Genomic DNA, 22,207 nt, shown 5'->3' with positions numbered 1-22,207 from the left:
TTAATCGTGGCTTTTTTCTTCCTCTTTATTACGCCTGTAATAGCGCTTGGAATAAATTTTAACATGTCGGTGTACGCCTTTACTCAAGCTTTTAAATTGCGCTTCAAGCACATCAACACCATATAAAATGCCCACCACCAGCACTGAGAGCTTAATCGCAGGTGCCAGACTGTGCGTTGCTATCATCACGCCTATTGAGGCCAGAACCCAGATAGTCGCTGCTGATGTTACGCCAACAACAGCCCCGTCTTTTGCTAGCATAACGCCAGCACCTAAAAACCCAATACCAGTAATTATTTGCCCAACCACCCGTGAATGATCTATTACATCGCCCTGTAAATTAAAGGCTGTCGCTAAAAACAAGTAAGTACCCAAGGTAATTAACGCAGAGGTACGAATACCCACAGGTTTTCCTCTTAGTTGACGCTCGGCACCAATAATTGCGCCGCAAAATGCGGCTGTCCCAATAGCAGACCATGAATAAGGCGCCACATCAACAAGCTCGTATAATGTCACTCGCTTTCCTTATAAATTATTTACCCTTAATTCGGGCTGATAAATTAACTGCAACAGCAGTACGTAATCGACTTGTTCCAAAGGCGGCCATACTCGAAAAATCAGCACGCGATACAGGCACATGCTGGCAATCTAGTGCGCGTTGTTTATCGTTTTCACAAAATGGATCATGAACATATAAGCAGTGATCATCAAGATGAGTGATACACACCCAATGCGGTGATTTTTTACCATCAAAACGATAAGTACTGATCAACACTAAGACACTGAAACCACGTTCTACCCACTGCTCTATATGACTTAAATCTACATCACTGTAGTTAATACTTAACTCATGCTGCGAAATTTGCTCAACAAACTGCTGATGGACAGCACGTAGCACTGTTTTTTTAGTCTCACTGCGTACACCATCAACAAATAAGGCATCCTCAGTGTTAAGCATTATTTCCACATCGTAACCGCGTTTATCGGCAGCTAAAGCTAAGCCTAACGGATGACACCCACCATGTCCTGAGGTCATAAATATAGTGGTTGCTTCTCGCCAAATAGCTAACTCAGCGCCTTGATCAAGCACTTGCTTTTGATTCACACTGCCCATAGCCATTAACAAGGCGGATGGCCCACATGTAAACTCTGTCGTTTGCTGATACCAAGGCGTTAAACGTGCAAACTGTAATTCGTCAGTTTGACGAATGTTTTTTTGCATCCGTAGCGCATCACTATGATCATCGTAATAATCACTGTATTGGCCAAATACTCGATAACCTAGCTTTTCATAAAGGCCAATTGCTTGGGTATTATTTACTGCAACTTCTAAGCGCATATACAGTCGTCCACGCTGTGCTGTTGCCTGCTCAAGTGCCTTTAATAATTGCTGTGCAATGCCTTTACCTTGTGCGTGTGGCGTAACTGCAAGCGAATATAACCGCGCCAGCCGCGTTCCCTTATGACACCACACTAAACCATAACCGAGTAATTGCTGCTGACACTGTGCAACGAGTAAGATGCCGTGTTTAGCCGATATCCAACGCTTTAAACTCCGTGCACTTAACCTATCTTGGCTAAAGCTTTGTTGTTCTATTTCAAGTAACGCGTTTAAATCTAAGTCAGTGGCAGCACGAACTGCCACATCATATTGAGTCATTAACCGCGGCCTCTTGCTTCAAGTCGCTGTTTAAATTCATCCATGATGATCATATAAAGTTCATCCCCTAAATAGGCATCTTCTACTTTATGATCAATACTTGGATTGTCGTTTACTTCAAGCACATAAGCACGGCCTTGATGCTCTTTTACATCTACACCATATAAGCCTTTACCAACCGTTTTACACGCTTTTAAAGCGGCGTCTAATACTGCTTTTGGTAACTCAAAAGTTGGCAGTGTTTCAAACCCACCCGAGAAAAACCGTTTTGCATCATGGTTATAAATTTGCCAATGATTACGCGCCATTAAATAGCGACAGGCATAAATAGCGCGTCCATTTAATACGCCCACTCGCCAATCGTATTCTGTGTACATATACTCTTGTGCAAGCACTAATGCGCTAAATTCAAAAAGTTCCGTTAGCTTAACTTTCAGCTCAGTTTGATCAGCAACTTTATAAACACCTTTCGAAAATGACCCTTCTGGCATTTTCAGTACTAACGGGTAAGTAAATGTCGCTTCTAATTGTGTAATTGTTTCGTCTGTTTGATCAGCCACTACCATGGTTTTTAAACTTGGTACTTTTTGATAGTTAAACGCATCATGTAAATATACCTTATTACAACAACGCAAAATCGAATCTGCATCATCAATCACTACGAGCCCTAAACTTTGCGCTTTACTTGCAAGACGGTAAGTTGGGTGATCAATCGCGGTCGTTTGACGAATAAATAGCGCATCAAACTGTGCAATGTTATCAATCTCTTCAAAGCTTAGCGCTTGAGCATGAATACCATGCTTAGCGGCTGCTTTTATAAAGCGCGCAATGGCGTCTTTATCACTTGGCGGCACTTTTTCGTTGTGATCAACCAAAATTGCCATATCCCAACGGTGGCGTTTCTGCATATCACTAATACGCCACTGCGTTTGTGTAAATTCGTTTAGCTTGGCGACAAACTCTTGGTGCTGCTCACTATTAAGTGACGCTAAAGAACCTTGTTGTAATAACCCTGCGTGATCAACAAATAAGATCGGTGCTGGGTATTGTTTAAATACCGCTTTTGCCGCTTTACTTTGCAGTTCATTTACAGCATTACCAAAATAGAACGTACCGTCAATTTGGCCTAAATTAAGCATTAAAGCTTGGCCACTTCGTAAGGCATTGATGGTTTTCACACTCGGTAATACTTGATGTTTACGGGCCTCTGCAAGTAATGAACAATAATAGCCTTTGCTCAAGTATTGGCTCGAATCACACAAGTTAATAATGCGTGTTTTTGGCTCATTAAGCTTTGGGTAGTCACGTAAATAGGTATTGAAGGTAATTACGTTTTCAAATGAGTGAGCAAGGGTTTGCTCGTTGTTATCAACCACGATTAAGGTTTTAAACACGACTTTTCCTAAAAATAAGTCAAAATAAAGTAAATGCGTATATACCCAAGCCACCTCTAGAGGCAGACAAAGCGTTGCACAGGGTTGGTTTAGGTATACGCTTAAATAGAAACACCCATACTGCTAAGTGAGGGTTATAAATAACACGCTAACTTAACAGGATGGGTGCTTTAGCCTAAGCTACGAGTGATTTATAAAGGTTTTTTAACTTTCTGACCAACGAGTTATTTTTAGCGTTAGGATAAGTAAAATTAATCAATAAAAAAATGAAGTGTGATGTATGGTTTTTGAGCTGAAAAGCAATGAAAAGATATTTTAAAATGTGTTTTGAGGTGAATTCAGGTAAGCAAAATAAAAAAGCTGTGCGAGCATGAAAATAGTCACAACAGCTTTTAACAATCAGAGTTATTATAGCGCGCTTTCTAGCTCTGGTAGCACATCAAATAAATCAGCAACTAGGCCGTAATCTGCCACTTGGAAAATCGGTGCATCTGGATCTTTATTGATTGCAACAATCACTTTTGAATCTTTCATGCCTGCTAAGTGCTGAATTGCGCCGCTGATACCCACTGCAATATATAAGTTAGGCGCAACAATTTTACCCGTTTGACCTACTTGCATATCATTGGGTACAAAGCCCGCGTCAACCGCAGCACGCGATGCGCCAATAGCAGCACCAAGCTTATCAGCAATACCATGTAGTAATGAGAAGTTCTCACCGTTTTGCATGCCACGCCCACCTGATATAACCACTTGCGCAGCCGTTAACTCTGGACGTTCAGATTCGGTTTGTTCAACACTAACAAAAGAGCTCAATTGACTGCTAAATACCGCGTCAATAGCCGTAATATCGGCAGCTGTTTGCTCGCCTTGTAAATCAAAGCTGCTCGCACGAACCGTAATCACTTTTTTACTATCTAATGATTTAACTGTCGCAATTGCATTACCTGCATAAATTGGGCGTTTAAATGTGTCGCCATCAACTACGTCAATGATTTCTGAAATTTGCGCTACATCTAATAAGGCTGCAACACGTGGCATAAAGTTTTTACCCGTTGTTGTTGCACTCGCTACAAGGTGTGAATACTCCGGTGCAAGTGATAGCACTAAATCAGCGATATTTTCTGCTAATTGATGAGCATATTCACTGTTATCGGCAACTAATACGCCGTTTACACCCGCAATGCTGGCAACCTCTTCACTCATCGGTGCTAAATTTTCACCCGCGATGAGTACATCAACAGCAAAACCAAGCTTTAAGGCCGCATTAATCGTTTTTGACGTTTCAGGCTTTAAAACACCATTGTCATGATCCGCAATAACTAATGTTTTCATTTAAATCACCTTCGCTTGTGTTTTTAATAAATCAACTAACTGAGCAACGTCGTCAACAATGATGCCACCACTTCGCTTTGCTGGTTCATGTACTTCAACAACGCTAATACGCGGTGTTAAATCTACACCTAAGCTATCAGCTGCAATGACATCTAGCGGCTTACGTTTTGCTTTCATAATATTCGGTAATGAAGCATAACGAGGTTCATTAAGGCGTAAATCAGTCGTCACTACAGCGGGTAATTTAAGTGCGACAGTTTGCAAACCACCATCGACCTCACGGGTTACATTTACTGTGCCATTGGCTACATCTACATTAGATGCAAAAGTACCCTGCCCGCGCCCTGTTAACGCAGCAAGCATTTGTCCTGTTTGATTGTTATCTGAATCAATAGACTGTTTACCTAAAATAACCAGCTCTGGTGCTTCTTGCTCAACAATTTTAGCTAATAATTTAGCCACATGCAGAGATTCTAATTTTTCATCCGTTTCAATATGAATCGCTTTATCAGCTCCTAAAGCAAGCGCTGTACGTAATTGCTCTTGCGATGCTTTAGCACCAATTGTAACTGCAACAACCTCGGTTGCTATACCCGCTTCTTTTAAACGAATTGCTTCTTCAATTGCTATTTCACAAAATGGGTTCATCGCCATTTTTACATTAGTAAGATCAACGTCGCTATTATCTGCTTTGACACGTGCTTTCACGTTGTAGTCAATCACTCTTTTTATTGGTACGAGAACTTTCATAGGAACTCCATTTTAATTTAAACCTACAAGGTAACGTGTACGTCAACCTATTTATTTTATGAATTCAGACTACTTCCTGTTGACGTAAACGTCAACCTAAAATAACCTTAAACTATTCCTAACCTGTAACGTTTCATTTGCAAGTATGAAATTGCCATCGTAAAGGCACAGGTCCGTCACACAAAAGAGGTTAATATGGTCGAACGCGAAACCATGGAATTTGATGTCGTTATTGTCGGCGCTGGGCCTGCTGGCTTAGCTACCGCAATCCGATTAGCGCAACAAGCACAAGAAAAACAACAAGAGTGTACGATTTGCGTAGTTGAAAAAGGCTCAGAAGTGGGTGCCCATATTTTATCTGGTGCAATATTTGAGACCACTGCATTAGATGAGTTGCTGCCTAATTGGCAAGACCTTGATGCTCCCGTTACAACTAAAGTAACCAATGATGAGATTTATTGGTTTAATAATGACAACAAAGCAACTGCCATCCCTCATTTTGCGACCCCAAAAAGTTTTCATAACACGGGTAACTATATTGTCTCTATGGGCAATGTGTGTCGTTGGCTCGCTGAACAAGCTGAGAACTTAGGGGTTGAGGTTTTTCCAGGGTTTAGCGCTCATTCATTAATAATAGAAGACGATACTGTAAAAGGTATTGTTACTGGCGATATGGGCCTTGATAAAGACGGCAACGAAAAAGATGGTTTTATGCCGGGTATGGAGCTTCGTGCAAAGTACACTGTATTTGCCGAGGGCTGCCGTGGCCATTTAGGCAAACAATTAATCAATCAATTTGCCCTTGATGCCGATGCATCACCACAACATTATGGTTTGGGCTTTAAAGAAATTTGGCAAATAGATCCTGCCAAACACAAGCAAGGTAACGTTGTTCACGGAACTGGTTGGCCGCTCGCTGGGGATACAAATGGCGGTGCGTTTATGTACCATAGTGAAAACAACCAAGTTGTAGTGGGGCTGATTGTTGATTTAAATTATTCAAATCCACATTTAAGCCCGTTTGATGAATTTCAACGTATGAAACATCATCCTGTTTTTAAAGATATTCTCCAAGGTGGTGAGCGAATTTCTTATGGTGCTCGCGCAATTGCAAAAGGTGGCCTGCATTCTTTACCTAAAATGCATTTCCCTGGTGGTTTACTTGTTGGCTGTGATGCTGGCACCTTAAACTTTGCAAAAATCAAAGGTAATCATACTGCAATGAAATCAGGCATGATTGCAGCTGAGGTTATTTTTAAAGCCTTGTGTAACGCACAGGCGCACTCTGATCTTACTGAGTATGCACAAGCCTTTAAGCAAAGCTGGGCCTATAAAGAGTTGCACCAATCTCGCAACTTTGGTCCTGCAATGCATAAACTCGGTAAGTTTATAGGAGGAGCTTATAACACCCTTGATCAAAATATGTTTGGTGGCGGCTTACCGTTTACTATTAAAGATAACACACCAGATCACTGCACATTAGTTGATAAAAACCAAGCAGATAAAATTGACTACCCAAAACCTGATGCTGTACTTAGCTTTGATAAGTTGTCATCTGTGTTTTTATCAAACACTAACCATGAAGAATCTCAGCCGTGTCATTTACAACTAAAAAACAACGCCATCCCTATTGACGTAAACCTTGTAAAATTTGACGAACCAGCACAGCGCTATTGTCCTGCGGGGGTTTATGAAGTGCAACAGGTTGACGGTAAAGATGAGTTTGTGATCAATTCACAAAATTGTGTGCATTGTAAAACCTGCGATATTAAAGATCCAAGCCAAAATATTACATGGGTAACCCCTGAAGGTGCTGGTGGGCCAAACTACCCCAATATGTAAATTATTTTAAATTTTGAACTAATCCTAAATTGCAGGGGCTTCGGCCCCTTTTTTGCGCTATGCTCAATAATAACCGTCTAATAGTAAAGAGTAATATGTATGCCGTCGTCAAATGTAGTGTTTCGTTTTTTAGCTGAGCCCACCGATGTTAACTTTGGAGGAAAAGTCCACGGTGGTGTTGTCATGAAATGGATTGACCAAGCTGGGTATGCATGTGCCGCTGGTTGGAGTGGTCACTACTGCGTTACGGTGTCAGTGGCTGGTGTTAAATTTCGCCGCCCTATTCTTGTTGGTCAAATAGTTGAGGTAGAAGCTAAAATCGCTCATACGGGTAAAACAAGCATGCAAATCTTTATACAAGTGAGATGTGGTGATCCAAAAACACAAAATATGGTTGAAACAAATCACTGTGTTATTAGTTTCGTAGCCATGGATGAAACTGGCTACCCTGTTAATGTGCCAGAATACGTGGCAGTGAGTAGCGAAGAGAAACAACTTGAAAACTACGCAATAAAAATGAAAGAAATCGCCATTGAAACTGAAACCTTACTACACAAATGTGAGCCAGAATAATCACTAAGTAAAGTTTACATATCGCCATGAAAAGCTTTCCATGGCGAAACTGAACACATGAATAAAAACACACCAACCTGCTGATAGATTAGACAAAAACACCATTTTTAGCTTTTAATTTAGCCAACTTCAAGCTGGCATAATCAATGCAATTATAAAAGAGACAAGTAACCACGGGTTATTTATTTTTATTTTATAAAGGAGCTATTTAATGATTAAAACACTTTCTCTTTCAGCACTTGCTTTAGCAACTCTTGGCTTTAACTCTGCAGCGCAGGCTGATGTTAACGAGATGGACTCACCACGTATTTATACTGGTATCGGCTACGGTCAATATTCTTTTCAATTTGAAGATTCAGAAAACGACATTGATTTTGACGATGACTCACAAATGCTCAAAGGCTACATTGGTACCCAATTTAATAAATATTTAAGTCTCGAACTTGCTTATCAAAATTTTGATGAAGTAAGTGACATAGACAGCTATGCCGAAGTAGATGGTATATCTCTCGCCGGACGCTTAGCAGCGCCAATTACTGAGAGCTTTTCAGTTTATGCTAAAGGCGGTTGGTTAGAGTGGGACGCAGAAGTAACCAGCGATATCCCTGCCCTTGGCGAAATTTCTGCTGAGCAAAGTGGTGGTGATGTATTTTACGGTGCGGGTTTAGAGTACGCATTTACAAGCAACGTGCAAGTTCGCTTAGAGTATGAACGCTATAAATTAGAAGACGATATTGATACTGATATGGATGTCGCGTCTGTTTCAGTGCAATACATGTTCTAACATTTTTTATATACCCCTTGTTTAAGGCAGCTTCAGGCTGCCTTTTTTAGTATGAACAGGTAGAATGGCGTATCTTCAACAGTCATTGAGTTTCATGAACGATTTTCAACTAACGGCCATTGGCCATATTCAATCTCCATATAAACAGAAGTTTGCTATTCCTCGCCAACCTCGTTTAGTGCCACAAGCCAAAGCAAAGCTTGTGTTTGCTGCTGATTTTAACCGTGAAGAATTTGTTCGTGGCTTAGATGAGTTTAGCCATATTTGGTTACTCTTTCGTTTTCATGAAACCGCTGATAAAGGTTACTCTGCGATGGTTAGACCGCCACGCTTAGGAGGCAATGAGCGTAAAGGTGTGTTTGCAACACGTGCGACCTTTAGACCCAATGCCATTGGTATGAGCGCAGTAAAGCTCGAAGGCATTGAATATAAAAATGGTCAATTATGCTTATTGTTAGCGGGCATTGATTTACTTGATGGCACACCAATTTTAGATATAAAACCTTATTTACCCTATTCTGATGCTATGGTCGATGCAACCGCAGGCTTTGCTGATACTCGCCCAGAAACGCAAATGACCGTTGAATTTAGCTCATCAGTACTCGAGTTTATCAAACAGCAGACCGACTACCCTGATTTACACGACTTTATCAATAATGTCCTTAAGCAAGACCCTCGCCCTGCTTACAAAAAACAAAAAGAGGGTGAACAAAGTTATGGGATGACCTTGTATGATTTTAATATCCGTTGGCAGGTTAACGGCGAACATAACTACGTCACTAGCATAGAAAAAAACTAGAAAAACACACTTAGCGCTTTAGTGTAAAAGCAACCACTGCTAAACTGAGTGCCTTATTGAAATAATAATTTTATAACTATCGGAATAAACATGCGTACCAGTCAATATATTCTCGCAACACTTAAAGAAACGCCTTCAGATGCTGAAATTGTATCGCATCAATTAATGTTAAGAGCGGGTATGATCCGTCGCGTCGCGTCGGGCCTATATACTTGGTTACCCTCTGGTTTACGCGTGTTACGTAAAGTAGAAAACATCGTGCGCGAAGAAATGGATAAAGCAGGCGCTATCGAAATGCTAATGCCTGTAATTCAGCCTGCTGATTTATGGGAAGAGTCGGGTCGTTGGGATCAGTTTGGCCCAGAGTTAGTCCGCTTTACAGATCGCCATAATCGAACGTTTGCATTAGGCCCAACTCACGAAGAAGTGATCACTGATTTTGTTCGTAAAGAGATCAACTCTTACAAGCAACTACCTATCACTTTGTATCAAGTACAAACAAAAGTACGTGATGAACGTCGCCCTCGCTTTGGTGTAATGCGCGCACGTGAATTCACCATGAAAGACGCATACTCGTTCCACTTAAGTGATGAATGTTTAGATGCAACTTACCAAGCGATGCACAAAGCATACTGTAATATTTTTGAACGCTTAAACCTAGATTACCGCCCAGTTATTGCTGACACGGGGTCAATTGGCGGTAGCGTATCGCATGAGTTTCATGTATTGGCTGAGTCTGGTGAAGATGCGATTGCATTTAGTGATGCCAGTGACTACGCTGCGAACATTGAAAAAGCAGAAGCACTCGCACCAAGTGAAGCTCGCCCTGCACCGAGCAAAGAATTAAAAGCATTCCCTACGCCAGATGCAAAAACTATTGATGAGCTTAAAAAGCATTACGGTGTAAAACCACATCGTGGTGTTAAAACGCTGATTGTATATGGCGCGCCAAATGAAGAAGGCCAACGAGGCTTGGTTGCTTTAGTTGTGCGAGGTGATCATGATCTTAATGAACTTAAAGCAGAGAAACACTCATTAGTCGATGCGCCTCTCGAGATGGTAAAAGAAGCTGATATTATTGCCGCTGTAGGTGCAAAACCTGGTTCTTTAGGACCTGTAGGTTTATCTATGCCAATTATTATTGACCGCACAGCCAATGTGATGGCTGACTTTGTTGCAGGCGCTAATAAAGACGACGAGCATTACAGTGGCATAAACTGGGATCGCGATGTAACAGATTACCTAGTTGCTGACTTACGTAACATTGTTGAAGGTGACGCCAGCCCTTGTGGTCAAGGTAACTTACAAATCAAGCGCGGCATTGAAGTTGGTCATATCTTCCAACTTGGGACTAAGTACTCAGAAGCAATGAAAGCCGGTGTATTAAGCGAAACAGGTAAAAACCAAATAATGACCATGGGTTGTTACGGTATTGGCGTGTCTCGCATCGTCGCTGCTGCTATTGAGCAAAATAATGACCAATACGGTATTATTTGGCCTCAGCCTATTGCGCCATTTGACATTGCTATTGTGCCAATGAATATGCACAAATCTCATCGTATTCCTGATATTGCTAATAATCTTTATGAAGGGTTAAAAGCAGCAGGGTTAGAAGTGTTATTTGATGATCGTAAAGAACGCCCTGGTGTGATGTTCAACGATATGGAATTATTGGGTGTGCCTTTCACATTGGTTATTGGCGAACGTAACCTTGATGAAAACAAAGTAGAACTTAAAAATCGCCGTACTGGCGAAAAGCTAATGATTGATATTGATACCGCTGTAGAAGCAATTAAAACTGCGATGAACGTTTAATTTAACGTCAATCTAGTTGAATATAAAAGCCGCTTTATGCGGCTTTTTTGTTCCCTGCTTTTTATCATCACACTACTTTTTTCATTGTAAGCATGTGCTCTATTATGCTGAGCTCGATACTAAGTGTCATAGATGTTTCGTTAAACTGTCGCGTTAACGTCATCAAATTTACCTAACGTAGTTATTATTACACTATCAATAACGACTATGACTAATAACAACACAAGTGATAAACAATACTTTCCCGCAGTATGGATCTCAGATGTACACCTGGGCTATAAAGATTGCAGAGCTGATTACCTACTCGATTTTTTAAACAGCATTGAATGCGATACCCTCTATTTAGTAGGCGACATAATTGATCTTTGGTCTATGAAGCGCAACTTTTATTGGCACTCAAGCCATTACCAAGTTTTAACATGCATTCAAGAAAAAGCATCTCAAGGCACGCGTGTTATCTATATTCCCGGCAATCATGATGAAACATTCAGGCAATATATAAACAACAGCTTATTCGGTATTGAAGTACACCAGCAATATATTCATACCACAAAAGCTAATAAGCGCTTTTTGCTTGTCCATGGTGATGATTTTGACTCTGCCACTCGCTACAACAAGCTAATAAGTATTGCAGGTGATGCGGGTTATGATTTTTTACTTTTTTTAAATCGCTGGACGAACCGTATTCGCCGGCTGTTTGGTCAGAACTACTGGTCACTTGCAGCGTGGATAAAAGCCCGCGTTCATAAAGCACGAGAAGCAATAGAAGCTTTTGAAAATGCAGCTATTCATGAAGCGAAAAAACAAGGTGTTGATGGAATTATTTGTGGTCATATCCATCACCCTGAAATTAAAGTAGTTGATGGGATTGTGTATTGCAACGATGGCGATTGGATAGAAAGCTGCACAGCACTGGTAGAGCAAGCATGTGGAAGGATTGAACTGCTACATTGGAGTGATACCAAAAAAGTGCTTAACTCAGCAGATGAATCATCACACAGCCGAGTTAAAAATAAGGAGCAAAAATCGGCTGCTTAATTAAGCAGCCACATCGCTAACTTGTTTTTCAAGGTTTTTGGTTTAATAGGCTTAGTAATGTAATCATTCATACCCGCTGAAATACACCGTTCCCTATCCCCTGCCATTGCACTGGCTGTCATAGCAATAATCGGGATATGGCGATAGACAATGCCGGCTTTATTATTTCGGATCTCACTTGTCGTATCATAACCATTAAGATTAGGCATTTGACAATCCATTAAAATAACATCAAATGGCTGTTGTTGGTGCGCTTGTAATGCTTCGAGTGCTTCCACACCATCGCTTGCACACGTAATACTGACCTGGGTTCGTTTTAAAATGGCTTTAGCAACTTCGATATTGATCATATTATCATCCACCAGCAAGACTTTGTATCGAGAGAGATCAACATGAACCTCGCCTTCAGAATCAGCTTTCTGGGAAGGAAGTAAAAAGCTATTACTTGCACCAAATATACTTGCCAGCTTATAGCTAAACTGATCTTGTGTTAGCGGCTTATTAAGCATGTGGCAGTTTTCAGGAAAGCTCGCTTTATCAGCCTTACTTAATAATAAATCACGCAAAATTAACATATACTTTTTATTTTGCTGTTCGCATAAAGCGATTAATTTATCGAGCAGTGGGTGCTCGTTATCAATCACCATGAGGTCGACATTGAACGTATCGTACTCTTCTAGATAATCAAAACGTTGTATGTTATTTAAATCAACTTTACAGTTTTTGACAAGTAAATTGGTAATATTTTGAAACACACTCTCTTTTGCAATTAACACGCCTACTTGAATATCTGCGGCTAATTCAATAGGGGTATTTAATTTTTTCTCGGGTGCAACATGAAGATCTACATAGGCAGTAAAGCAGCTGCCTTTGCCTTTTTCACTGGTTACACTTATATCTCCGCCCATTAGTTGCGCTAGTTTTTTACAAATCGATAAACCAAGCCCTGTACCACCAAAGTGTCGAGTAGTACTTGTGTCTTCTTGAGTAAATACATCAAATAATTTATCTATATTTTCTTGCGCAATACCTATACCAGTATCCTGAATAGAAAAACTCATACGTAGTTTATCTTCAGTTAGATATTTACAATCAAGTGTTAAACTTACTTCGCCTTGGTGGGTAAATTTAAAAGCATTATTCAATAAATTGATCAAAATTTGTTTTAAACGATGGCTATCCCCAACAAGCATTCGATCCATGACTTTATCGGTATTTAATAACACTTCGAGCCCTTTTCTCTGGCCCTGTATCGCCATTGAAGTGATCATATCACTGCAAACAGTAATTACATCAAAGCTATGATTATCAATATCAAGCTTACCCGCTTCAATCTTAGAAAAATCAAGAATGTCGTTTATAAGTGTCATTAATGAATTAGCACTACTATTTGCAAAGCTTAAATACTGTAGCTGCACGTCACTTAATGGGTCTTCTTTAAGCATTTCTAGCATCCCCAACACACCATTCATTGGCGTGCGGATCTCATGGGAAATATTCGCCACAAAATCACTTTTAGCTTGGCTGGCTGCAAGCGCTTCTTCTATCGCACTTTCAAGCTCCACTGTACGCTGTGATACTTTTAACTCTAGTGTCTCATTTAATAATTCAAGCTCGCTCTGAGTTTGCTTTAAAGAATTAATATTTCTCAAAATCGCCGCTATTTGATTTCGCTGAGTGAACACATCAAAAACACAGGTTAAAGTAACAGAATAAAAGTGCCGGATGTTATCAGTATCTATATATACAGCTTCAAATGGTGGTTTTGCTCCTTTGTTGATAGTTTCACTTAAACTGTGCTTATCTTTATTTTTTAATTCAAATAACTGCGTAAAATTCGTTTCATTTAATAGTAAATCAAAGCTTTGCAACGCTGTTTTATTTGCATTACTGATCACACCATTTTCTTCTACAGTGACGATTGAATCTAGTGAGTTCTCAATGATTTTATTATTCTGTTCTTTCAATGAGTGAATTTCTAACTTACGGTTAATGTAACGTTGATAAAACAAGACCATAAACAATAAGACTGAAAACAGTGAAAAAACCACTAAAATGAAACTCTCACGCCTATTTGCAATTTCTTTTAGTAATACCGAAGTGTCAATTGACACTGCAAGCTCTAAAGGCAACATGCTAATATCGTTACTATCAAATGCAATACGTTGCTTGAGGTAATACTGATTTGGTAAACCACTCATAGCCAAAGTATCTTGCATACTGATATCTTGGCTTTCATTGAAAACAGTTGACCATGTTATATCTTGACCAAATTCAAACCCAAATGTCAGATCTGACTGCGGGTGCGATAAAAACTGATTTTGATTGTTTAAAAGATAGATATCTACCCCATCAGGAAGACTAAAAATCAAACTATCAAAGAGTTCTTCTGCAAAGTAATTTGTAACAAGTACTGCAAAAACAAACCCTTCCTTATTAAACACAGGTTTAGCTACCCTATAAGTACTTACATAGGGAACTTGGATCTCTCCGTTTTCTCGGTTGTAGTCAATGGGTGATATATAAACAGAGTTTTGGTCTAACATACTGGCTTTAAGCATATAATCTCGCTGGCCCTTATGCTGTAATTGCTCACCTTCTATACGTCTTATAACACCATCTAAATCTCTGTCTACTCTTACAACCTCTTGGCCATCATTGGCTAAAGTTATGTACCTTGCCTGTAATAAATACTCGTCTGTATTCATAAAACCACTGAAAATCCCAGCCAGACGTGTCTGCCATACTTCAATGGGTGTATTTAGAAGCGGATCTATAAAATTATTATCTGTTGCTCTACTAATACCTGAAATGGGCGGTGTAGCATTTAAAAAACGAATAGACGTAACACTACTTTTTAACTGTCTTTTTAAAGATAAGCTTTTTGTACTCAATTCTTGATTGAGGTTTGTTTGAGCTGTGCGGTAAACATCTTGTCTAACTTTAAGCTCGAATATATATAAAGCAGAGATCGCGATAATGCTAAAGACGAGCAGCGCTAATAAAGATATTTTATTGCTGCGAAAAAGATGACTAATTGAAGATTGGAAGTGCATTAATATTGCCATATAGCTTTTCAAATACAGGTTATAGTATAGAGCAAGTAGAATATGAATTTGTTAAATTTTTTAAAATTTGTCTATTTAAGAGAATAAAGAGTAAATTACTTAATATCATACCAACATCAAAATCCCACGTTCCTAAATAAACGTTTTTATGATCCGACATGTAGCTTGTTTCGATTTGACTCTGAATTTTACAGTCTCTAAAAATTGTGGTTCACAAAAACCGATAAGTGAACCGAGATCACTACAGCCGCACTACCATTGGCAATTTATTATTTGAAGCGCTGTGATAAGCTTTCTAAAAATTGGATTGCAGAATGAGTCATATCTGCCTGAATAATCCCTGCTTTGATTTGCAGTTCACTCTCATCAATAAATTTAGAATCAACAGACTTTAGGTTTATATCATAGTCATATGTTTTTATTTGGACAGGAAGAACAGCATGTTGATAACTCACTCTGCGAATAACTTCAGAAAGTGGCTGCTCTAGAATAGCAACAAAGGCTTGGCCAAATTTGCGATCTTCTTTGGCTCTTGAAAGTAACCAGTCATATTGTTTTTGACTCATATACTTATTAGGCAGCTCAAGGTACTGAATTTCATGATCAACATCACCTTCAAACTTTCCAACTAATTTATTGTTTCCTACTTTTTCATAACGTATAAATTCACTTTCATCATTGATAGGATCAATACTCATTTCAAATATCTGTTCTGCCGATATATTAGTGATTTGTGCAGCCATTTCTTTGCGTGCATCTTCTGCTCTTTGGTTAGTAACATTGTAGTCAAGTAGGTAAGCTCGCTGGGTTTTATGCTCAATAACATATTGACCTTTCCACTTTACAGTCATCTCAGTAAGCTTTTCATCTTTTAGCTGGTAATCGGTGCGTAAGTAGGTGTCGTTAACCTTGACTGTAATATCAGCAAAATGCTCACCGCCCTTAATCACTTCGTATTTTACTGTTAAGTTATTGCTATTAGCTATCGTTTGACTGCTTATCAACAAGAAGAAAAAAATAGCGACTAGTTTAATATTTTTTTGCACCTTAACGTATATCCTTATTTATTAATTGCTTATTTTATATTCTAATCTTAATTAAAACACACTAAAATTAATTTTTCAGTAAATTATCCATATACCACTTGCCATCTTTTAAGCCAAAACGGCATTTGTTATAAACTGTGCGCTGATCTTTAAACCTTTTATCATTGGCATCAAATTTATAATATATAAATGCTTGCTCTGTATACCCCCACTTTTTATACGTTTCTTTAACAGCGCTACACTCAGTATTTTCAGAGTAGTTAACAAGCTTTGATTCAACAAGACGAAAGTTTTTATGCCATCGTACTCTTTTGCGTAGTATTTTTTATGTGCCCTATCAACATGTTTGGTGATCGCTTTATCTGCATTGGGATATGATCAACAGGTGTAAAAAGTTGCTTACTTAAATAACTGTTCATCTTTATTTTTTACTATTTCTACTGCTTTAAGGCAGCTTTCTTTTGGGATTGTTAAATCAATCTCTGCGTGGCATGTAAAGCTTGCTAATAGCGACAGTGGCAATAAGTATTGATTCATTATTTATCCTTAACAATATTACGAATTAAAAGAGCTTATAAGGTTTGGTAAATTACTCGCATTGATAATTACTATCACGATAAATAAGCCGACCATCAAGCCAATGTGCCGCTTAAATGGGTAAACCATTTCGCTTGTTCTATCTAATGAAACTGGGTATTGGTATTTTAGTAACGAATATACGAGGGCCTCACTATCAACACTCCAGTGAGAAAGTGCTATGCTCTGCCCTTTTGTAGTATTAAAAACAAGCGATATTAGGTGTGACCTTTTTGTAGTTCTGCCAATAGAGTCATCAATTGTGTCGTAATTGTAATTCCATTTAGCCTCGATGCTGACAATATCCTGTTTAGTTAATGTGCGCGGTTTTTTGTCGGTAAATAGTAACGCCGGCAGATAAAGCTCATCGCTATTTATTTTAATATCAATAAAAGGAGATGTTTTTGCTAAGCTTGAATTCAAGTTTTTAAATCATCGTACAGGAAACAAGTTATTAATATTTAATTGTTACAGGTCTGTTTGATTTTAAATTATTTTTTGCTAAAGTGGTGGTTATGGATGGGTAGGTCAGTCAAGGATGATGGTGCATCACATATTAATTTTTCGTTTTTTTCAATTGATGATGAGCATCAAAGCTTTTTTGGATGCTCCATTTATTCTTCAACACTCTTTGAATGTTCAGCGTTACTTTACTATTCAAATAGTGAATAAAATTTCTAATAATAAGTTTGAAATAATTGAATTTGATTCAACTTCAATTGTGTTATCACATCATTATTTTGATCAAGTTGCATGAATATACAATATACTCAGCCATCAATTGAGCTAAGCGCTAAATATAGTAATAAGTTCAAAGCTAATTTTGCTAAGCTTAATGTGATATTTTCCCCAAAGCCTAAAGTTGAAAAGCCTGACTGCAATATATCTACGAATATTAAAACAACATCGATATTTGAATTAATATCTTTAGTTAAATTCAAACGCTCTCATGCAAAGAAAAAATAATACTTCAAAATAATCAAGGTATTATAGTTGGCAACAACTAGGGTACCTACCAATTATTGTTAATAAAAAGGAATTAATAGTGCAAAAAAGTAAACTAACTAAAAGTGCGTTGTATGTCGGGGTAGCTTTAGCATCGACTTCAGCTATTGCAGCTAATAGCTGGTTGTCACGTGTTAATACGGTTGATCAGCAGCAATATAAAAAAGTATTGACAGCTCAAAAGGTTAAATCTATACCAGCTGTTAGTACTGATTCATCTAAAGCGGTTTTTGATATTACAGTATCATTGCATAATAACCCTGAAGGGTCAGAAAAAGTTGTTTATGAAGAAATATTTTCTCACTTTGCAGATGCTGTTTGTGAGCAGACAAATGGTGAGCATAAGCTTGGTAAAATAAATGTATTTAGAGAGAATAAGCATCGTTCTAAATCAGATATTATATGGGGTAAAAGAGAATGGCCACGAGCTAATGCCTCAGGTTTTGGCGCTAATGGTATGCATATTTGGTTTGGAGATGTTTTTCCTAATGGCTCAGGGCCGGGAATAGACCATAACATGTTACATGATCCTCAAGGGGCAGGATATACTTTAGCTCATGAATGGAGCCATTATGCCTATGGTTTATTTGATGAGTATCAGGGTATAGCTGATTCTGCAGAACCTAATACACCTATTAAGAGTGATGCGCCAACTACGTCTATTATGAGCAATCAGTGGCAAGCATTGACGGCAGGTATGCAATGGTTAAATCATTCTACTAAGGACACCATTGGTAATATTGACCTCACAGCACAAGGTCGTATATATGGTAAAAGTGCCTGGGAAGTGCTACTACAAGATGTGAAAGATGACCCTAAAACAGGTCGTAAAACAGCACAACCAAGCCGAACACGGTTTTTGACTTTGGCAGATAATGCTCCTGATTTAGATACGCCGCTAAAGATCAAATTGCCAGCAGAGCGAGACTCTTGTCAAAACCAGCTTGATGTAGTTTGGATTGAGGGTGATATAGACATGCAAGTTGTGGTAGATCGTTCTTATAGTATGTTAGGTCCAGCAATGAGTAATGCAAAGAAGGCTGCTAAAACTCTTGTGGATGCAACTGCTGAAGGTAGTACATCAATGGGGCTTGTTAGTTTCTCAAGTGACGATAGGGTTCAGCAAGATTATCCTGTTACAAAAATTGAAAGTTCGGATTCATCTGTGAAAAATGAACTAAAAGCAGCAATAGATGCTATCTATGAGAATGGCAGTACAGCGCTTTACGATGGTTTACAGCTGGCATTAGATAACCTAACCAATTATCAGTACAATAAAGACAGTAATGCTCCGGGTGTTGTATTTATTTTGGCTGATGGCTACGATAATGATTCAAGTTATACACAAGAACAGATTATAGCTAATTATCAAAATAGTAACATTACTATTTTTAGCTTAGGTTATGGCTTTGCATCACCCACAGGGCCTTTGTTAACAATTGCTAATGAAACAGGCGGAAAATACTTTTCGTCACCCACTACACTTACAGAAATTGTGGATACATTTTTACAGGCTAATGCCACTGCAACAGACAACCAAAATTTAGCATCCTCAACTTTTATTATAGATAGTTTACAAAGTGTTACCCAAGTTATTGCTATTGATTCAGGGTTGGATAATCTAAATATATTTATCAATTTTAATGCTAACCCTGATGATTTACAGTTAACTCTTTTAAATAGCATCGGCAATGAAGTCAGTGATGTAGCTTTTAACTGTAATGATGCGGCAGAAACATTGTCTTGCAGTGTTTATATTACAAACCAACACATATCGTTGCACGGCACAGGAGAGTGGCAATTACAGATTACCAGTTTAAATGATGTTGATAGTTTAACTGCTACTGTTAATGTAAGTGCAGAACCTAGTTTATCCGGTAGCTATACCTTGAGTGTTGAAGGTTCACAAGGAAATGCGGTCATCTATCCCTCCCCTATGATTCTGACAGCCGCAATCACTAAAGATAAATTAATTACTGGCGCTAATGTTCTTGCAACAATTACAGATCCTAATCAGACCCCAACTGATTTAAAAATGTTTGATAATGGCTTGGAAGGTGATGCAGTCGCCGGGGATGGTATCTACTCTGTAATAGCACCCTATAATGAAAATGGCATTTATCAAGTTGAAGTCAACGTGAATAATGATGATGATAATGCTATTTATACTACGACAGGTTTATTAACACCAACACGTGATGGCTCCGTACCTGAGATGGAAGCTTTACCAAGCATAGATGAAAACTTTATACGTATTGCTAAAGCCTCATTAGTCGTAAGTGATGTGCCACGATCAGACTATAATGATAAGTATTATTTTAGCGATCAATTGATCTCAAATAATGCAGACAAAAGTGGTGTAATAGATGGCCAAAGCGATTTAGACTTTTATGAAATAAATGATATAGATACGACTAAAGAGCTAGTGGTGCGTGTTACGAATTTAAGTTTAGGAATGACACCTAACCTTAATTTATATAAATCAGATGGTACAACTCCTATTAAAGAGAATATCACTTTGCAGAGTAATCCATCCAAAACTGGTTATGTATATTATAAAATTGATCAATCTGAAGTTGAATCAAAAATTTACGCTGCAGTAAAACATCAAGATCCAAATGCTCGTATGGGAGGATATCAAATTAGTACTGGTGAGCCTATTTATACGGATGTGACTATTAACAATATCCCTTCTAACAATGCGCCTGAAGTAAAGGCTGATACTATCTCTGCTTTGTCAGGAGAAGTAACTGTTATTAAACCACTAGATAACGATTCTGATTTAGATGGTGATACTTTGGTTATTGATAGTATACGAACTGATGGGACTATCGGGTTAGTTACTTTAGCACAGAATGAAGTAACTTATGATGCATCTTCTGCATTCTCCGACCAAGCTCCAGGAACGGTTGTAACAGATTCTTTTATTTATATCGTTACCGACAATAAAGGCGCTTTCGTTGAAGGCAAAGTAATTGTTACAGTAACGATCCCAGGTGAAGACTCAGAGCCTGTAGAAGAACCAGACAAAGTTAGTTCACGTAACAATGATAGTGGTAGTCTATTTTGGCTTACAATGATGTTAACACCGCTTTCGTTATTGAGGCGCCGTAAAAAATAACTTAACCGAAAAGCTTTATTAGTTTTAAAAAGGCCTCCGCAATTTATTTTTACGAAGGCCTTTCTTTATATTAACTTTTTACTCTATATGTAAAATGCATCAATGAGACATCTATGCATTTACATTTTTTGTTAACTAAAAGTATTCAAATACAAACGCATAAACCAGCAGATACTGGATAACCGCTCTCGGTATTGTTTTACCGTTTAGTTGAAAAAGGAACTAACAAGACGTTCATTCTAATTTATGAAGCGAAAGCTGTGTTCATATATTTACTTTCTAAGCTAATAATTTCTGTTTTATGACTGCGTTACTTTCATTTCATCATGAAATAAGCAGTTATTATTATTGAACTTAAATTACACGCATGAAAATAATTGCATGATTGCAGCTTTAATTCTTTATTGAAGACTTTTAACTTTATGCCAGCAGCTTTTCGCAGTTACTGACGTTGCTACGCCGTTTTCTGCTCAAGTGTTCACAGTAACTCTCTTGTGAGGTCGTCCTACCTACTGCGCCATGAAACACGCGCGTAAATTGCGTGGTTAGTTTTAACCAGTTTTCAGGAGAAATATTTACACGTCTTAATAACGGTAAAATAGTCTTTTCTATGTATCCTCGCTTACCTTCACGAATACAGCGCCCTGTTAGGTCAACAAGTTCAAGATACGACTTAAGCTCAAACGGTAGCCCTTTTGGCATAATTTGACGTGATCTACCTGCAAAGCGTAATAGCTGTTTAGGTTGCTTACCTATCGTTGCGCTATCTACTCTTTTTTGTACGCTGGTGTGGTCAGACTCTTCTGGTGTTTTAGCCATTTGAGCTCTAATCGGGTTTAAATCAACATACGCCATACACGTTGCTAATGCCGCTTCATCTAACAAAGCTTGTGATTTAAAGCGACCTTCCCAGAACCGGCCTGTACACTTATCTTCTTTGTTTGCTCTTCGTGCAATGTCTTCATTTAACAAGCGCATAAACCAGCTTATACTGGATAACCGCTCACGGTATTGTTTCACTGTTTGATTAAAAAAGATAAGCTCTGCTTTACTTAACTTTTCACCTTGTATGTATTTTTGCGTGAGTAACGTGCCTTTAAACGGTTTATGCCAGCGAATACCAATTGCTTTGTCATGTAATCGATTCACTTTTTTGTCATCAACATGCAGGACTAAATGCGTGTGGTTACTCATTACTGCATAAGCACATACATCGTAAGCGTCTAGCAAAGTGCACCTGCCAGTAATTCGTCAAACCGATTAAGCTATTTCTGAATTTCAATTAGGAGATAGCCATGAGAAAAACACGTAGCCTTGAGCAGTGGCGTAACATTATCGAAGAACAACAAGCCAGCGATTTAACTATTACTGAGTTTTGCCAGCAACATGCCTTATCTAAAA

At 38.5% G+C, this 22,207-nt stretch carries 18 protein-coding genes and 1 pseudogene; 8 read left to right on the top strand and 11 right to left on the bottom strand.

Going from position 1 to position 22,207, the window contains the following annotated elements; genetic code table 11:
• The 5 genes from HJP15_RS08505 to HJP15_RS08485 form a co-directional block, all read right to left on the bottom strand.
• Entirely contained in the window at positions 1-516 is a 516-nt protein-coding gene (locus tag HJP15_RS08505) for an MgtC/SapB family protein (protein ID WP_054204631.1), read from the bottom strand.
• Positions 517-532: 16 nt separating this feature from the next.
• Positions 533-1,660: a GNAT family N-acetyltransferase/peptidase C39 family protein gene (locus tag HJP15_RS08500; RefSeq protein ID WP_054453014.1), complete on the bottom strand. Its 1,128-nt coding sequence runs from the start codon at positions 1,658-1,660 to the stop codon at positions 533-535.
• The gene (locus HJP15_RS08495) at positions 1,660-3,054 is read right to left on the bottom strand and encodes a RimK-like ATPgrasp N-terminal domain-containing protein (RefSeq protein WP_170173527.1); all 1,395 of its coding nucleotides are present in this window, start codon (positions 3,052-3,054) and stop codon (positions 1,660-1,662) included. Before HJP15_RS08495 ends, HJP15_RS08500 begins: the two co-directional genes overlap by 1 nt.
• A gap of 408 nt (positions 3,055-3,462) precedes the next feature.
• Positions 3,463-4,389 (bottom strand): electron transfer flavoprotein subunit alpha/FixB family protein, encoded by a 927-nt coding sequence (locus HJP15_RS08490; RefSeq protein WP_054204634.1) that lies wholly within the window; start codon positions 4,387-4,389, stop codon positions 3,463-3,465.
• Complete coding sequence (locus HJP15_RS08485) at positions 4,390-5,139, bottom strand: electron transfer flavoprotein subunit beta/FixA family protein (protein ID WP_054204635.1); 750 nt, start codon at positions 5,137-5,139, stop codon at positions 4,390-4,392.
• A 195-nt stretch (positions 5,140-5,334) separates the two neighbouring features.
• Between HJP15_RS08485 and HJP15_RS08480 the strand changes: the two genes are divergently transcribed.
• The 6 genes from HJP15_RS08480 (at position 5,335) to HJP15_RS08455 (ending at position 11,990) form a co-directional block, all read left to right on the top strand.
• A complete protein-coding gene (locus HJP15_RS08480) occupies positions 5,335-6,981 on the top strand; it encodes an electron transfer flavoprotein-ubiquinone oxidoreductase (protein WP_170173525.1) in 1,647 nt (548 codons plus the stop codon).
• Positions 6,982-7,080: 99 nt separating this feature from the next.
• Positions 7,081-7,554, top strand: a complete 474-nt coding sequence (locus HJP15_RS08475) for an acyl-CoA thioesterase (protein WP_054204637.1) — start codon at positions 7,081-7,083, stop codon at positions 7,552-7,554.
• 211 nt (positions 7,555-7,765) lie between these two features.
• Positions 7,766-8,338, top strand: coding sequence for an outer membrane beta-barrel protein (locus tag HJP15_RS08470; RefSeq protein WP_054204638.1), 573 nt, complete (start codon positions 7,766-7,768; stop codon positions 8,336-8,338).
• Between the two features lie 94 nt (positions 8,339-8,432).
• Complete coding sequence (tsaA, locus tag HJP15_RS08465) at positions 8,433-9,137, top strand: tRNA (N6-threonylcarbamoyladenosine(37)-N6)-methyltransferase TrmO (protein ID WP_054204639.1); 705 nt, start codon at positions 8,433-8,435, stop codon at positions 9,135-9,137.
• A gap of 90 nt (positions 9,138-9,227) precedes the next feature.
• Complete coding sequence (locus tag HJP15_RS08460; RefSeq protein ID WP_170173523.1) at positions 9,228-10,952, top strand: proline--tRNA ligase; 1,725 nt, start codon at positions 9,228-9,230, stop codon at positions 10,950-10,952.
• A 207-nt stretch (positions 10,953-11,159) separates the two neighbouring features.
• Entirely contained in the window at positions 11,160-11,990 is an 831-nt protein-coding gene (locus HJP15_RS08455; protein ID WP_054204641.1) for a UDP-2,3-diacylglucosamine diphosphatase, read from the top strand.
• On the opposite strand, the gene HJP15_RS08450 is transcribed toward HJP15_RS08455, so the two are convergent.
• The 5 genes from HJP15_RS08450 to HJP15_RS08430 form a co-directional block, all read right to left on the bottom strand.
• Positions 11,987-15,046 (bottom strand): ATP-binding protein, encoded by a 3,060-nt coding sequence (locus HJP15_RS08450; RefSeq protein ID WP_170173521.1) that lies wholly within the window; start codon positions 15,044-15,046, stop codon positions 11,987-11,989. The two genes, HJP15_RS08455 and HJP15_RS08450, sit on opposite strands and share 4 nt — an antisense overlap.
• Positions 15,047-15,327: 281 nt before the next feature.
• A complete protein-coding gene (locus HJP15_RS08445) occupies positions 15,328-16,104 on the bottom strand; it encodes a hypothetical protein (RefSeq protein ID WP_170173519.1) in 777 nt (258 codons plus the stop codon).
• A gap of 399 nt (positions 16,105-16,503) precedes the next feature.
• The gene (locus HJP15_RS08440; protein ID WP_170173517.1) at positions 16,504-16,641 is read right to left on the bottom strand and encodes a hypothetical protein; all 138 of its coding nucleotides are present in this window, start codon (positions 16,639-16,641) and stop codon (positions 16,504-16,506) included.
• A gap of 18 nt (positions 16,642-16,659) precedes the next feature.
• Positions 16,660-17,103: a hypothetical protein gene (locus HJP15_RS08435; protein WP_170173516.1), complete on the bottom strand. Its 444-nt coding sequence runs from the start codon at positions 17,101-17,103 to the stop codon at positions 16,660-16,662.
• 347 nt (positions 17,104-17,450) lie between these two features.
• Positions 17,451-17,621 (bottom strand): hypothetical protein, encoded by a 171-nt coding sequence (locus HJP15_RS08430; protein WP_170173514.1) that lies wholly within the window; start codon positions 17,619-17,621, stop codon positions 17,451-17,453.
• A gap of 104 nt (positions 17,622-17,725) precedes the next feature.
• Here HJP15_RS08430 and HJP15_RS08425 point away from each other — a divergent pair, with 104 nt between their 5' ends.
• On the top strand, positions 17,726-20,806 hold the full coding sequence (locus HJP15_RS08425; RefSeq protein WP_349304616.1) for a VWA domain-containing protein: 3,081 nt from the start codon (positions 17,726-17,728) through the stop codon (positions 20,804-20,806).
• A 420-nt stretch (positions 20,807-21,226) separates the two neighbouring features.
• Here the strand turns inward: HJP15_RS08425 and HJP15_RS08420 are convergent.
• A pseudogene (locus HJP15_RS08420) lies at positions 21,227-22,024 on the bottom strand (transposase); the annotation flags it as partial.
• A gap of 77 nt (positions 22,025-22,101) precedes the next feature.
• Between HJP15_RS08420 and tnpA the strand changes: the two are divergent.
• A partial coding sequence (gene tnpA / locus HJP15_RS22405; RefSeq protein WP_432651944.1) for an IS66 family insertion sequence element accessory protein TnpA occupies positions 22,102-22,207 on the top strand: 106 nt, incomplete at its 3' end.

It is taken from the genome of Pseudoalteromonas sp. NEC-BIFX-2020_002 (assembly GCF_013002825.1).
Classification (GTDB): Bacteria; Pseudomonadota; Gammaproteobacteria; order Enterobacterales; family Alteromonadaceae; genus Pseudoalteromonas; species Pseudoalteromonas neustonica.
Note: the sequence above shows the minus strand (reverse complement) of the source record. Positions and strands in the feature narration are given on the sequence as shown.